Origin of the sequence: Bryocella elongata (assembly GCF_900108185.1) — a bacterium.
Lineage (GTDB): Bacteria > Acidobacteriota > Terriglobia > Terriglobales > Acidobacteriaceae > Granulicella > Granulicella elongata.
The window spans coordinates 300,236-314,779 of sequence record NZ_FNVA01000007.1 but is presented as its reverse complement, the minus strand read 5'-3'; the positions used below and the strand labels follow the sequence as shown (position 1 = coordinate 314,779).

Below are 14,544 nucleotides of genomic sequence, written 5' to 3'. Positions count from 1 at the left end.
CAGGGAGCACCACGAAGGTTTCGGGAGACGGAATCGTCACGAGGGACGCATCATTCCCGCTGGTTGGTAAGTTGAAACGTCGGGAGGAGAGGTGAGGACTGGTCTTGGGCGACGACTCGACCCGAAGCGCTGATTCTTCGGCGACGAAGTTTCTAAGAGAGTTGTCGACCCGTCACGCCGATGAACCGGCCTGACGGGTTAACAGCAGGAGCGTCGAACAAAGCCACGAGCATTTCCTTCGTGGCGAAAGCCGTGTCGATTTGTGCGGCTTTTCTCATGGCTGGAGCTGCGACCAGCCGTTCGTGCCACGTAATCGGGAGTTCTCTAACCCTGCGTTGAGTACAGGATGATGGCAGAGGAAGGTGGAACGATGCTTACTTCGCGGAAGCGCGACGGTTCACCAAGCTCGGCGCTGCGGGAGTCGAGTGCAGGCGCCGTGAGCGTGAATCCGAGCGAGTAGCGCGCCAGATCGATGGCCAGAGGCTGGGTGCGGTCCTTGTTGATGATGGCGACGGCATGCTGGCCGTTGGCGAGCCTGCCGGCGTAGGCGGTGGCGTTGACCGGGCCGGGATCGAAGTCGAGAGCGAAGAGTTGCGCGCCGGCGAAGATGCCGGCGAAGCGCATGCCAACGCTCACGGGCTCGGCCACATACTTATCGCCGATGTGAGCGATGGGTGTGTAGTACGGGTGCGGATGCTCGGCGGGATTGCCGTGGGCGGCGAGGACGAGCTCATCGCCGGGCAGCTTGCCGCCGAGGGAGTTGGCGACCATCTGGCCATCGCCGCCGTGCAGGTTGACGCCGGCGTAGCCGAGGGAGGCGAGCTGGAGCAGGTAGTCGGCCGACCAGAGCGCGGAGGCGAAGACGTCGGAGACGCCGGGCTTGCCGCCACGGTAGCAGGTGTTGCCTTCGGTCATGCGCCAGTGGGTGTCGAGCTTCTTCGCCGCGGCGGAGGTCATCTCCGCCTGCTTGAGCACGGTGGGGTTCGGGCGCAGGATCTTGTCGATGGTCATCTCGGGGTTCGAGGGCGGCCCACCGATGTAGTAGTGGTGCGAGAGGCAGGCGATGTGCGCGCGGATGGGATCGTCTTTGAGCTTTTCACCGATGGTGGCGAACCACGTTGCGTTGGAGGCGATGTCGGGCATACCGAACATGGCGTTGGGCACCTTCGCAAGGATGGCTTTGGCGAAGGTCAGCCACTCGGCGAGGAAGGCATCGACACCCCAGGTTTGGGGGTCGCGGATGGTGGAGCCGAAGCGGTCGGCTTCGTTGCCGATCTGGAGGTACTCGAGCTTGGGGCCGAGGGTTTTGGTGACGAAGGCGGCTTCCTCGGCGGCGAGCGAGGGGATGTTGGTGCCGAGGTTGATGCCGTAGAGGCAGGTCCAGCCGGTGGCGTCGAGGAAGGCGTTTAGGTTGTGGACGGCTTCGGGGGTGACAGCGTAGGCGGTGTTGGGGTCGGGGTCGCCGACCTTGTACTCGCGCGGCTTGCGCGGAGGCATCTTCGAGTCGGGCGTTGGCTTCCAGTAGCCGTAGTCGGAGGTGTTGCCGCCGAGGCGGAGGACGCCGTGCGGCGCAAGAGCGCGGAGCTGCGCGATGAGTCCCTTGTTCGCCGGCGAGAAGAAGGTGGGATCGGAGAGTTGCTGGGTCTCGTAGCTGAGGCCGAGGAAGTTGGCCGGGACGCTGGGCCCGGGCTGGTCGGGATGCAGCACGAGGGTAGCCCTGGTCGCAGACTGGGCGAGAGCGGTCCACGGAGAGGCAGCGGCCGAGGCGGTGGCGGCGAGGGACAAGGAGACGAAGCGGCGGCGATCGAGCGGGCTGCGGGGAGACATGTCCCCGCAAGGGTACATGAACGCGCAGGCCGCTGGCCGAGGCGTTTAAGCGTTGGTCTTCAGAGAGTGTGGCGGGGCTTGCAGCCGTGGAGCGGGGTCCAGGCCATCGTTCCGGCAGCTTAGTCGCGAAGGTGGCGAATGAGCTGCGTGGGATGGATGGGCTTGGCGAGCAGCTCGAATTGGTAGCCACGTTCGCTGGCGCGCGAGAGGATCTCGACCGTGGCAGCCTGTCCGCTGATGAGGACGATGCGGGTGTCGGGGCAGGCCTGGCGAATGGCAATGGCGGCCTCGACGCCGTCGATGTTGGGCATCATGACGTCGGAGAGGACGAGATCGGGGCACTCGCGCTGGGCGAACTCAATGGCGGCAGCGCCGGAGTAGACGGCGGTTGCGCGAAAGCCATTCTTATTGAGGATCTGGGCGATGGTATCGGCGATCAAGGTCTCATCGTCCACGACGAGGACGCGGGGCGTCTTTGGCTCGTGAAGCGGATCGCTGGCACGGTATAGATCTGGCGGCAGTTTGGAAGGCGTGCTCCCACCATCGAAGTAAATCGGAGTCATCATCGGGTCCTGGCGAGGGCACACTGCGACTGCAGACGGGTGCAATCCGTCGGCTCCGCTGGATGGTGCCCAGGCGGGAGATCGAACGCCCTCGCACGTGCAACTGGCTGTATCTCCGCCTCTTAGTCTAAAGGACAACACCGGTTTTGGGGGACGGAAAGGCGATCTGGCGACGACGAGCGGTGCCGAGGTGGGATATCAGGAAGGCGGGGCTGGTCGGCGGTAAGACAGATGTGGCGACCGGACTACCGGATAGCCCGTATGATGCGTACGTCCGAACAGGGTGAGGCAGCGGCGCGCCGGAGATGACGCGCGGCCGCGCCCGTTGGAGGAGGCGCAGGGTGCAGCGACGGAGATTTCTTCAGAACACGGCCACGGGGATTGCGGCGGCAGTTACTGGACTTGGGCGAGCTTCAGGACTCGGGCCGGAGCCGGCGAAGGCCGCGAGCAACGCTGAGCCGACGGCCGGAGGCGTGGAGCTGAATGTGCGCGCTGAGAGCTTTGGCGCCGTGGGCGATGGCGCGACCAAGGACACCGTGGCGCTGCAGGCGGCGCTGGATCGCTGCGCTGTGCTGGGTGGCGGTACGGTGGTGGTTCCGGCGGGCAACTACCTGACGGGTTCCCTGCAGCTCCGCAGCCACACCACGCTGCGGCTGGATGAGGGAGCGGTGATTGTGGGCTCGCCCGAGATGGCGGACTATGCGGTGTCGCAGGTGCGCTGGGAGGGCCGGTGGATTCCCGGGCATGTGGCCCTGGTGTATGCCATCGACGCGGTGAAGGTGGCGATCGTGGGCAAGGGGAAGATTGCGGGTTGCGATGCGCTGGGTGGCAGACCGACGAAGACGGCTCCGCTGCGGCATCCGGCGCTGATTGAGTTTCTGCGCTGCGATGGCGTGACGCTGGATGGATTTTCGACGAGTTATCACAGCATGTGGTCGGTGCATCCTACGGCTTCGCGAAATATTCGGATCAGTAATCTCTTTATCCGGTCGACGGGTGGGAATGGCGACGGCATTGATATCGACTCCTGCAGCGATGTGCTGATCGAGAGGTGTGACATTGCGACGGGCGACGATTGCATCTCGCTGAAGTCGGGCCGTGGCGAAGAGGCCTATGTGCTGGGGCTGGCGACGGAGAACGTGGTCATTCGCGACTGTACGTTTGCAGACTCGATCTTTGCTTGCATCGGGATTGGGAGCGAGACGTCGGGTGGGATTCGCAACGTGAAGATTGAGCGCTGCAAGTTCACCGGAGCGAAGACGTTCGCGCTGTACATCAAGAGCCGCGTGGGGCGTGGGCACTCGCTGGAGAACATTACTGCCGAGGACCTAGACGTAAGCCGCATGGCAGGCGGGTTTCTGCGCTTCAACCTGACGGCGAGTGGACTGCTGGGTGAAGATCCTGTTCCGGGGCTGGATGGGATTCCGAATGCGAAGGGGCTGGTGATTCGGAACGTGCGCGTGAAGGATGTTCCGGTGCTGGTGGATGGGATGAATGTGCATCCGCTGAAGCCGCTGGAGGGGTTCACGCTGGAGAACGTGACGGGAACTTGCGCGAAGGGGATCACGCTGACGCATGCGCGGCATGTGGTACTGAAGGACATTCACGTGACGGGTTATGCAGGGCCGCTGCTGTCGATTGCGGATGTGACCGGCAGGGGGCTGGAGGGTGCGGTGACGATCGAGGCAGCGAAGGCTCCGGAGGTGGTGGTTGCGCCGGCGGTGGCTTATAAGTTGCAGTGATGGGGGAATGAGGAAGTGCATCAGAGTTGAGGGTATTGATCCGCGGCGTCGCGTTTCGTGTCTCAATGGCGATAGGCCGACATGTCGGTACTTATCAACACCGACGGAGCTCTGAGTGCTTGCTATACCTCGCGCCCTGCGACAGCCCTGACCACGTCGCGAACGCAACGTCTCGACATCAGATCGAACGCTTTCGTTCCCTTCACGTCCACCATTGGTTTGGCCCCGTTATCGTACAAAAAATGCAATCCGCCCACCAACTGGCGCAATGTGTCGAGCGATTCCCCTAGCTCAGTTGAGTTCGTGTTTTCAAACAGTGCGCGGGCATCAATTCCTACTGATCGGTGCCCGTAATATGAACCTCTGATGGGCAAATAGTTCTTCTCGATCCGACGCAGGTGCAAAGAGACAGCCCCCTTTAGGGGCTTAAAGTCTTCCGCGCTCACGGGAAACCAGGCGTTTTCCAGAAGATGGTCCGCGAGACTATCCGTCAATTTTCGCTTTAGCAGCCTCATCCGCAGAGCTTCTTTCGAGAAGAACTCAGGATGCCCCATCGCGCCTGCAAGCACGCGACTTACATTGATCACATCGGATGAATTGTCGCAAAGCCTCCCCAATCCCATGAACATTGACTCTTGGAGGCTATCCCGGAAAACGTTCCAGAACAACGGAGTTGCATTGAAGGCACTTAGCGCGGCCTCGCTTTCATTGCTGAGTCTGGTTAGTTCCTCAAGGAAATTGAAGACGTCGAGCACGCGGGTGACTTGACCGCCTATGTGTTTCAATTGCGTTATCCAACCGTCCTCGGTTAGCTCATTGGTCGGCGTCATCTTTCCCAATTTCATCCTGTTTCCCATTTCTAAAGATTACCCGTATGAGATCCAATCCGCTTATGAGCACAATCTGCGGGGAATGCTTTGATCGAGACGTTAGTACGGATAAACGGGTTTCTCGTGAGCGGCCGCCGCGGTGAGTTACTTCCTGCCTGCCATCGATGAAGAGCGCGGGGGGTTCGTCGCTTTGGCAGGCGGTCCGGCGACAGCGGCTGTCGACTATTCCATGCTTGCCGGGATAGCGGCGACCGGTTCCCTGGCTCCTATGATCAGCAGCCAGAGCATGGCGACGATTTCGGCGAAGAATATCGGCTGGAGGTAGCGGAACAGAGCGTCCGTGGAGTCCGGAGCGAGGAACCAGGTGATGCCGACGATCACCCAGGCGATGCCGTCCACGAGGAGCCAGTATCCGAGCCAGCGAGGAAGGAAGCGGGAGCGGACGACGAGCGATCCGAAGGGCAACAGCCACAGGCCCCAGAAGATCTGGTTGATGCTGTTGGCCTGCGAGTGCATGCGGATGAGAAGCATCCCGACGGCCTGACGGGTGGGTTCATCGAAGCCGGAGAAGGAAGGGCCTCCGCGAAAGACGAGGAGAGCGGAGGCGTTGAAGACCAAGGTGACGAGGCTCAGGGCCGACGAGACCAGCACCAGAGCCACGAGTTGCCGCGCGCGGTCGCGGTCTACGTCTTCGAAGAGGCGATAGAGCGCGAGGCTGAGGGCAATGAAGATGACTGCGCCGAGCGATTCGGCGAGCATGCCCCAGCGAAAGAGGGTTTCGTGGGCGAGCACCTTCGCCGCCGTGGCGGCGGCGTCGTTGCGCACGATGGTGTGGGAAGGCACGTAGAGGAGATAGAACGGTCCCAAGGTGAAGCCCAGATACCACAGCCCGGCGATGCGGGCGGTTCGCTTCAGCGATGTCATCGGCGTCTCCGGTGTGGAAGAGAGTACGCGATGGAGAGGGATAAGTTCCGGGAAAAGATGCGGGGGAGCTGTGGGGCAAAGACGCTCGTTTGAGTCCCTACTCTTTTTGGGGAGAAGCGACTCGCAACCCCGATGGAGGGATTGTCCACCGGTGAGGGAGCGAAGAACGTGTGATCGAGTTTCGGGTTGTGGGTTTCGAGCTGCGAGTTGACTGCTTGGGGTTAGACCGTGGTCCCCACTGACCTTGGGGGCAGTGGGGACCGCGGGGCACCAACTTCGAAAAGCAGATTCTCTTCGAGGATGACAACAAGCAGAAGCTTCGAGTTACTTTTTGCCGGTGTATTCGACGAAGAGGTCGGGGAATTCGGATTTGAGGGTGGCGATTTTGGGGCGGTCGCAGACGAGGATGTAGGTGTCGTTGGGATTCTTGAGGGCGTAGTCCTGGTGGTAGTCTTCGCCATCGAAGAAGCCGGTATTCTTTGTGACCGCGGTGACGATCTTGTGGGGGAAGGCGTGGGCTTCATCGAGCTGGGCGATGTAGGCCTGGGCGATGCGCTGCTGATCGGGCGTGGTGAAGAAGATGGCCGAGCGGTAGCTGGTGCCGACGTCGTTGCCTTGACGGTTGAGGGTGGTGGGATCGTGCACGGCGAAGAAGATCTGCAGGAGCTTGCCGAAGGTGATCCTGGAGGGATCGAAGACGACCTTGACGCTTTCGGCGTGGTTGGTGGTCTCGGTGGTGACCTGGTCGTAGGTGGCGGTGGAGGCGAGGCCGCCGTCGTAGCCGGCGGTGGTGGAGATGACTCCGCGGACGCGCTGGAAGACGGCCTGCGTGCCCCAGAAGCAGCCGCCGGCGAAGATGGCTGTCTCGCGGCCGGGCTTTGCGGCTAGCGTGTCATCGACCTTTGCGGCGGGGATGGTGCCGTGGGTGGCGGCCTGGCAGCCGAGGACGGCGATCGATAGTAGAGCGGACGAGAGCAGCGTGCGGGTGGAGCGAAGGATGTTGGTCATGCGCGACCTCTGGAAATGAGATGCGGGGACGGGGGTGAGGTTACAGGGCTGCGACGCGAGGGGTTCTGGAGGACGAGCACCGAGGTGGCGGTGTGCATCCTGCGAACCCACATCTCTTCGAGATGTGGGGCACCCGGGTGTTGCTTGTCCAACGAGGCTTGTGCCGGTTAGCCCGGTCCGAGAATCCGGACCCGGGGCACCCTTCGTGCCTATTCTTTATTCACTACTCGCTATTCGCTATTCGTTTCGACGCTGGGGCCGAAGCGTTCACGGAGCATCGCTAGGCCTTCTTCGGGGGTGTGGATCTGGCCTTCGAGCTGGGCGTCTTCGGCGGCTACGAGCATGGCTTTGAACTGGGGGCCGGGCTTGTAGCCGGCGGCGATGAGTTCGCGGCCGGTGATGAGGAGCTGAGGACGGAGTTCTTCGTGGCCGAGGTCTTCGAGCTGCTCCAGCGCGTAGTTGTACGGGCCGAGGTTGCGGTTGGAGCTCATGACGTCGGCGTAGTGGAGGGTGAGGTGCTCGTCGAACTGCGGGAGGCGAAGGAAGCGTTTGAGGGTGGACTGCTTCATCTTCGTGATGTCGCCGAACTGCATGTGGTGCTTGATGAGGGCGAGGATCTGGTCGCAGTCGTCGTTGGAGAAGCGGAGGCGATTGAGGATGGTTCGCGCGATGGCGACGCCGACCTCGACGTGGCCGTTGAAGCGGATGCGGTCGCCGGGCTTTGTTGGGTCGGGCGGGGTGAAGGTAGCGGGCTTGCCGACGTCGTGCAGGAGCATGCCCCAGGCTAAGGTCGTGCTCGCGCCTTTCTTGAGGTGATCCAAGAGCATGAGGGTGTGGATCCAGACGTCGCCCTCGGGGTGGAACTCGGGCGGCTGCTCGACGCCTTTGAGGCGGGCGATCTCGGGTAGGACCTCCACCAGGAGGCCGGACTCATCGAGCAGCTCGAAGCCGCGGCGGGCGCCGCCTTCGGTGAGGATGCGGGTGAGCTCGTCGCGGACGCGTTCGGAGGAGACCTGGTGGATGGTGCCCGCCTGGGCCTGGATGGCGGCCATGGTTCTACGCTCGATGGTGAAGTTGAGGCGAGCGGCGAAGCGGATGGCGCGGAGCATGCGGAGCTTGTCTTCGTTGAAGCGGGTGCGGGGCTCACCGATGGCGCGGACGATGCGGCGCTCGAGGTCGCCGCGGCCGCCGACGAGATCGAGGACGCAGCAGGCGGTACGGCCGGGGTGCTCGACGGTGAGGGGATCGCCGTGCTCGAAGGAGACGGGATCGAGCAGCATGCCGTTGATGGTGAAGTCGCGGCGCAGGACATCGTGGCGTGCGTCGGTGGAGAAGCGGACGGAGTCGGGTCGGCGGCCGTCGGAGTAGGCGCCGTCGGAGCGGAAGGTGGCGACCTCGGTGGCGATGCGTTCGCCCGCAACTTCATTGATGACGAGGACGACGCCGAAGTGCGCGCCGACGGATTCAGTGCGGAGGAAGGCGGCCTGGACGATGTCGGGGGTGGCGGAGGTGGCGACGTCGAAGTCCTTGGGCTGGAGGCCGAGGAGGATATCGCGCACGCAGCCGCCGGCGAAGTAGGCGGCGTGGCCGAGCTCGTGCAGACGGCTGGCGATGGAGAGGGCAGCTTCGTAGGCCGGGTTGTCGAGGCGTGGCATCTCGCTGCTTCGATGATAGCCAGTTGGGGTGGAGTGGTGCCGGGGTACGTTGTCCGGAGGCGGAGGCATGGTGCGGCTGCGAGGGAATACAGGGGTTCCTCGGCTGCGCCTCGGAATGACGATTTTTTCGAACATGACGCTCTGCGAAGCCGACGCTTTGCGAACACACTTCTTTGCGAGGCCGCCTCTTTGCGAAGCCGACTCTTTGTTTGTCGAGGTGTGAGGTGTTGAGCGATGAGCCATGAGGGAGTGGGGTCGCTAAGATGGAAGGAGTGCAAGGACGGCTGATTCTCGGGATTGAGAGCTCGTGCGACGAGACCTCGGCGGCGTTGGTGCGGCAGGATGGCACGGTGCTGGCGAATGTGGTGGCGTCGCAGCTGGTGCATGCGAGCTATGGCGGCGTGGTGCCGGAGCTGGCGAGCCGGGAGCATCTGCGGGCGATTGTGCCGGTGACGCGGGAGGCGATGCATCTTGCGGGAGAGGCGGTACTGGCAGAGAAGCAGGTCCTTCGTCGCGTTGCTCCTCAGGATGACAACTTGCAAGGGCAGGATGGCGACTTGCAAGGGTTGAAGTATTCGGACCTGGCGGCGGTGGCGGTGACGGAGGGTCCGGGGCTGGCGGGAGCACTGCTGGTGGGGATCACGTTTGCGAAGTCGGTGGCGTTTGCGGCGGGCGTGCCGTTGATCGCGGTGAATCATCTTGAGGGGCACATCCATGCGGTGCTGATGGAGAGTGCGGGGGCGTTTGAGGGCAAGGCTCCGCTACTTGCTGTTGTCGTGAGCGGCGGGCATACGCATCTGTATCTCGCGAGCAAGGACGTGCAGGGGCTTTGGCGGTATCGCAACGTGGGGCGGACGGTGGACGATGCCGCTGGCGAGGCGTTCGACAAGGTGGCGAAGCTGCTGGGACTTCCCTACCCCGGCGGGCCGTGGATTGACGCGCTGGCGCGGCATGGGGTGGCGGATCGCGAGCTGTTTGCGGTGGCCCAGATCAAGCAGAAGGCCACGGGGCATGTGGCGCCGAAGCTGGTGAAGGATGCTGCGGCGCGAGAGCAGGAGCCTGACGATGCGACGCGCTTCGACCTGAGCTTCAGCGGGTTGAAGACGGCGGTGCGGCGATATGTCGAGCTGCACGGGATGCAGCCGGCGATTGCGGCGCGGTTTGAGGCATTGAAGGCTGCGGGGCTGGACAAGACGAAGCCTCGGGGTGAGGCGCTGGCGGCGGCGCTGGGGCATTTTGATGCGGCGACGCTGAACCTGATTGCGAGCTTTCAGGATGCGGCAGTGCGGAACATCGTGCGGGCGGCGTTTGGGGCGGCGGAGCACTTTGGGGCGCACGGGATGCTGATTTCGGGAGGCGTGGCGGCGAACAGCGCGCTGCGTGCAGCGATGTCGGCTCGGGCGGAGAAGCAGCGGATTGCGATTGCGTTTCCTTCGATTGCTTTGAGCACGGACAATGCGGCGATGATCGCGGCGGCGGCTTGGCCGAAGTTTGTGGCGGGAAGGTTTGCGGAGGACACGCTGGAGCCTACGCCACAGTTGCGGTTGGGGTGAGGGTAGTTGTGAGTTGTGAGTTGTGAGTTCTTGGGTGTTGGGTGTTGGGTGTTGGGTGTTGGGTGTTGGTGCGACAGGGGTGGGGTAGCATGCCTGCATGAGAATTTCCCGCATGCTGAGTTTCTCGTGTTGCATCATCTCGTTTGCTACTGCCATTTCAACGGTTGCCCAGACAAGGACCACTCTGCAATTCCCTTCGCGCACCTTTGCGACGAACGGCGGCGACGATGGAAATTTTCTGAATGAGTGGTTTTCTTCTGAGCTGAATGCACTGGGCGAGCGGCCGATGGTCGAGCTTACGACCGAGATCTCTGAAGAGTACCGATTTACACTGCTGCCTTCTTTTTCAAAGCCGATTGCCGTTCGGGTCGAGATCAAGAAGGACGGCACGGGGACGGCGACGTCCGAAATCGGTGATTGGGCTGGAGGCTACGCGCCGAAGTCAGGCGTCACGCGGAAGACGCGTGCGCTTTCGCGTGACGAGATTCTCGAGATACATGCGGTCGTGGCGGACTTCTGGAAGATCAGCGCTGTGGCTACGGGGGATCCGGGCGGAGAAGATGGCACTGAGTGGATCATGGAGGGGAACGATGGCCAGCGATACCATGCTGCCTATCGGTGGGAGGGATCAGTTCTGACGCCGATAGGGCGTTATTTCCTCGCCGACGTTGCCCAATTGCGGGACGAGGCGATGAAGGCTTCCGCATCGGTCGCGCGCGACCGGTGAGGTGATGGCGTTGCGGAGAGCCTTGGATTCCTAAGCCCGGGTCCGAGAATCCGGACCCGGGGCACCCAGAGTTGAGGTCATCCTGAAACATCCTGCGAACCCACATCTCAGAATCGAGATGTGGGGCACCCGGATTGTGCGGCTCTACAATAGAAAAGCGAATTTCGATTGAGAAAGTCCCAGACACTTGCCGCTTAAACTGTTCAACACACTCTCTGGTCAGGTCGAGGAGCTGTATGCCTCCGAGGCTGGCACTGTTCGCTTTTATTGTTGTGGACCCACGGTGTACGACTACGGGCACATTGGCAACTTCCGTACGTTCCTGCACGTCGACGTGCTGCGGCGGGCGATCAAGCTGGGCGGGCGGGGCGTGCGGCACGTGATGAACGTGACGGATGTGGATGACAAGATCATCCGCAACGCGACGGCGGCGGGGTTGCCGATCGGGGAGTACACGGAGAAGTTCACGCGCGCCTTTTTTGAAGATTCAGACGCGCTGGGGATCGAGCGTCCGGAGGCGGTTGCGAAGGCGACGGAGAATATTCCGGAGATGGTGCGCCTGATCGAGACGCTGGCCAGCGAGGACATTGCGTACAAGGCCGAGGGCGGCAGCTGGTACTTCCGGATTGCGAAGTTTCCGGAGTACGGCAAACTGGCGAAGAAGGACCTTGAAGGCATCGAGGACGGCGCGCGCGTGGATGTCGATGAGTACGACAAGGACGCGGCTCGGGACTTTGCGCTGTGGAAGGGCGTGAAGCCGGGCGAGACGAGCTGGGACACATCGCTGGGTGTGGGGCGGCCGGGCTGGCACATCGAGTGCTCGGCAATGGCGATGAAGTACCTGGGACCGAGCTTCGACCTGCATGCGGGCGGCGAGGACCTGATGTTTCCGCACCATGAGAACGAGATTGCGCAGAGTGAGGCAGCGACGCACAAGCCGTTCGCGCGGCACTGGTTCCATGTGCGGTTTCTTCTTGTCGAAGGCAGGAAGATGTCGAAGTCCGAAGGGAACTTCTACACGCTGCGCGACCTGTTGTTGAAGGGCCACAAGGCTTCGGCGATCCGGTTCCTGCTGCTGAGCGTGCCGTACAGCCAGCAGCTGAACTTTACCTTTGATGGACTGGCGGCGGAGACGGCGGCGGTGGAGCGTCTGCGGACGTTCTATCAGCGAGTGCTGGCCGGGATGAAGGCGGGGACGTTTGCGGAAGGCGATGCAGCACTGGCTCCGATGATTGCGACGAAAGAGGCTGAGTTTGTCGCGGCGCTGGAGAACGATCTGAATACCGCCGAGGCGCGGGCAGCAATCTTCGACGTGCTGCGTGCGGTGAATGCGGCGGCGGACAAGAACTCGCTGAGCAGGGCCGATGCTGAAGCTACGCTGGCGCTGCTGGCGAAGTTCGATTCGATCTTTGCGGTGCTTGAGGATCGCGATGGCGAGCTGACGAAGAGCGCGCTGGCTTGGGCCGAGGCGGAGGGTCGCCTGGATGAGGCTTCTCCTGAGGTGCTGGCGCAGTTCGGTGCGGGATCGCTGGGGGATGCAGAGATCGATGCGCTGGTGGCGGAGCGCACGCTGGCCAAGAAGCAGCGGAACTTCGCGAAGGCGGATGCGATTCGCAATGACCTGCTGGCGAAGGGGATTTTGATTGAGGACTCGAAGGATGGAGTCCGGTGGAAGCGCAAGTAAACTTGCGCGAGTGAGTAGAGGTCAGTGAGTAGAGAGTAGAGGGCTGCGGTGGTGAGATTGGCCACGTGTGTATTGCTCCTCGTTTGCTCACTAATCTCTTACCTCTACTCACTTGGCATTTGGCCCGATGAGCTGGCGAAGGAATTCTCTTGTGGCCCAGGGCGCTTTGTTGACGTAGCGAGTGATGAAATCGTTCCCTGCCCCGATGGTGACGCGGTCGGCGGTGAATTCGGGTGAGAGTGTGTTGGCGGTGAGGGCGTAGGTTGCGCCCGGACGCAGCACGAGGGCCTTGGCGCAGCCGGGTGGGACGGCGATGACCGGGCGCTCGCCGTGAGCTAGATCACGGCCGAGGGTTTGCTTCTCTACGTGGCCATCGGGATGGAAGATGTAGTAGTCGACGGGACCGCCTTCGATGAGGATGTGGGTGTCGGCTGGCTCGAGGCGATGCAGGAAGTTGATGGGCAGCGCGCGGGTGAGCATGTAGTAGTTCTGGCTCTGCACGCTGAGGGAGCGGCCATGCACGTCAGCCTGCAGAGGCGTGACGCCGATGATGCCGAGGTAGCCGGACTCGCGTGGCAACACGGAGAGATGCAGCTCGTGGATGAGCTCGCGCACGCGAGGGTTGGTTTCCTGCGGGCTTTGGGCGATGAGAGATGCCGCGATGAGAGTGAGCAAAGACAGCGATGCGCTACGAGGGAGCGTCATGCTGTGCAGGCTAACAGGCTGGGCCCGGATTTCGGGGCTGAGGTTGGCTGAATACTCACAGAGATGAGCGGCGTGGCGGGTCCTTCGACTCCGCAGGTCACTGCTGCGCAGCGACCTGCTTCGCTCAGGATGACAGCCGTTTCGTCTACGCAGATCGCCGCTACGCTGCGACCTGCGCTCAGTTATTCGACTGCCTGGCCCGAGGTCCCGACGATCTCGCGTTTGCCCAGGTCGAGACGGCTGAAGACCACCATGGCGACGCCGGCGACGATGATGCCCATGCCAAGCAGCTGCGCGCGCACCATGCGTTCGTGCAGGATGAGGAAGCCGAGCAGGACCGCGATCATGGGGTTGACGAAGGCGTAGGTGGAGACCTTGGTGACAGCGACGTTCTGGAGCAGGTAGGTGAAGGCGACCAGGCCGAAGAGCGAGCCGAAGATGGAGAGATAGACGATGGACGTCGCGCCCTGCCAGGTCCATGCGGCGCGATGGAAGCCGCCTGAGACGAGAGCGATGCAGAGGTTGAAGAGGCCCGCCGAGCCGATCTGCCAGCCGGTGGCGACGAGGGTATCGGCCTGGAAGCGGCAGCGGCGCGAGAAGACGGACCCGGTGGCGAAGGCGATGGCTGCACCGAGGAGAACGATGACGCCGCGGGTGGGGTTGGAGTAGCCGGCGATTCCCTTGTGGGCGAGCTCTGCGCGAATGGACGGCAGGACGAGAACGGCGATGCCGGCCATGCCGATGAGCGTGCCTGCCCAGCCACGCTTGTTGAGCGGCTCACCGCTGCGGCCGCTCATGACCATGAGGACCTCGATGATGCCGATCATGATGGGCGTGCTGCAGACGACGAGTGCAGCGAAGCCGGAGGGCACCATCTTCTCTCCCCAGGTAAGGAGCATGTTGTTGGCGGACATGAAGAGCAGTCCGGCGAGGGCGAGACGCCAGCCTTCGCCTTTGGGGACGCGCATGCTCCTGCCGGTGAAGAAGCAGATGAGGATGATGAGCGCTGTGGAGAGCAGCGAGCGGCAGGCGGCGACCACGGGTACGGGGAGGTGCTCCCCCGCGACATGGATGGCGAGATAGGTCGAACCCCAGAACAGATACACGCTGGCGAAGGCGAGGAGGATGCGTGTGTCGCGGGAACGCGCGGATGAAGAGGGTTGAGACATCGAGTGTCTATGGTAGACGGCTCGGGGAGCTGGGGTGGGATACGGTGTGCGTCGAGGCTGCGGAAACCGGAGTGCGAGCTGTAGAGGTGTGAGGTGTCCAGGGAGAAGCGAGGAGTGAGGCGTCGGTTGAGATGACAGGTTCCGGCAGGAATGATGG

The 14,544-nt window shown here is 62.6% G+C and carries 12 protein-coding genes; 4 read left to right on the top strand and 8 right to left on the bottom strand.

Translation table 11 applies throughout. The features are described 5' to 3' along the window. Nucleotides 1-324: 324 nt before the first annotated feature. Nucleotides 325-1,827: a hypothetical protein gene (locus C4S68_RS19445; protein ID WP_103934764.1), complete on the bottom strand. Its 1,503-nt coding sequence runs from the start codon at nt 1,825-1,827 to the stop codon at nt 325-327. 119 nt (nt 1,828-1,946) lie between these two features. After that, nucleotides 1,947-2,393, bottom strand: a complete 447-nt coding sequence (locus C4S68_RS19440) for a response regulator (protein ID WP_235011723.1) — start codon at nt 2,391-2,393, stop codon at nt 1,947-1,949. Between the two features lie 338 nt (nt 2,394-2,731). Here C4S68_RS19440 and C4S68_RS19435 point away from each other — a divergent pair, with 338 nt between their 5' ends. Beyond that, nucleotides 2,732-4,132, top strand: coding sequence for a glycoside hydrolase family 28 protein (locus C4S68_RS19435; protein ID WP_235011722.1), 1,401 nt, complete (start codon nt 2,732-2,734; stop codon nt 4,130-4,132). 122 nt (nt 4,133-4,254) lie between these two features. Here the strand turns inward: C4S68_RS19435 and C4S68_RS19430 are convergent, their stop codons facing one another. From C4S68_RS19430 to C4S68_RS19415, 4 genes are all read right to left on the bottom strand, one after another. After that, nucleotides 4,255-4,977 carry an AbiU2 domain-containing protein gene (locus C4S68_RS19430; protein ID WP_146072233.1) on the bottom strand — a complete coding sequence of 241 codons (723 nt, stop codon included), beginning with the start codon at nt 4,975-4,977 and terminating at the stop codon, nt 4,255-4,257. Nucleotides 4,978-5,184: 207 nt separating this feature from the next. Then, nucleotides 5,185-5,886 carry a DUF4386 domain-containing protein gene (locus C4S68_RS19425; RefSeq protein WP_103934761.1) on the bottom strand — a complete coding sequence of 234 codons (702 nt, stop codon included), beginning with the start codon at nt 5,884-5,886 and terminating at the stop codon, nt 5,185-5,187. 324 nt (nt 5,887-6,210) lie between these two features. Continuing rightward, entirely contained in the window at nt 6,211-6,894 is a 684-nt protein-coding gene (gene msrA, locus C4S68_RS19420) for a peptide-methionine (S)-S-oxide reductase MsrA (RefSeq protein ID WP_103934760.1), read from the bottom strand. A gap of 230 nt (nt 6,895-7,124) precedes the next feature. After that, nucleotides 7,125-8,549 (bottom strand): CCA tRNA nucleotidyltransferase, encoded by a 1,425-nt coding sequence (locus C4S68_RS19415; protein WP_103934759.1) that lies wholly within the window; start codon nt 8,547-8,549, stop codon nt 7,125-7,127. 263 nt (nt 8,550-8,812) lie between these two features. Here C4S68_RS19415 and C4S68_RS19410 point away from each other — a divergent pair, with 263 nt between their 5' ends. From C4S68_RS19410 to cysS, 3 genes are all read left to right on the top strand, one after another. Beyond that, on the top strand, nt 8,813-10,102 hold the full coding sequence (locus C4S68_RS19410; RefSeq protein ID WP_103934758.1) for a tRNA (adenosine(37)-N6)-threonylcarbamoyltransferase complex transferase subunit TsaD: 1,290 nt from the start codon (nt 8,813-8,815) through the stop codon (nt 10,100-10,102). A 112-nt stretch (nt 10,103-10,214) separates the two neighbouring features. Beyond that, a complete protein-coding gene (locus C4S68_RS19405; protein WP_103934757.1) occupies nt 10,215-10,829 on the top strand; it encodes a hypothetical protein in 615 nt (204 codons plus the stop codon). 187 nt (nt 10,830-11,016) lie between these two features. Next, nucleotides 11,017-12,513: a cysteine--tRNA ligase gene (cysS, locus tag C4S68_RS19400; RefSeq protein WP_103934756.1), complete on the top strand. Its 1,497-nt coding sequence runs from the start codon at nt 11,017-11,019 to the stop codon at nt 12,511-12,513. A gap of 108 nt (nt 12,514-12,621) precedes the next feature. On the opposite strand, the gene C4S68_RS19395 is transcribed toward cysS, so the two are convergent. Both C4S68_RS19395 and C4S68_RS19390 read right to left on the bottom strand, forming a co-directional pair. Then, on the bottom strand, nt 12,622-13,218 hold the full coding sequence (locus C4S68_RS19395) for a cupin domain-containing protein (RefSeq protein WP_103934755.1): 597 nt from the start codon (nt 13,216-13,218) through the stop codon (nt 12,622-12,624). Nucleotides 13,219-13,400: 182 nt separating this feature from the next. Further along, a complete protein-coding gene (locus C4S68_RS19390; protein WP_103934754.1) occupies nt 13,401-14,387 on the bottom strand; it encodes a DMT family transporter in 987 nt (328 codons plus the stop codon). Between the last annotated feature and the right edge of the window lie 157 nt (nt 14,388-14,544).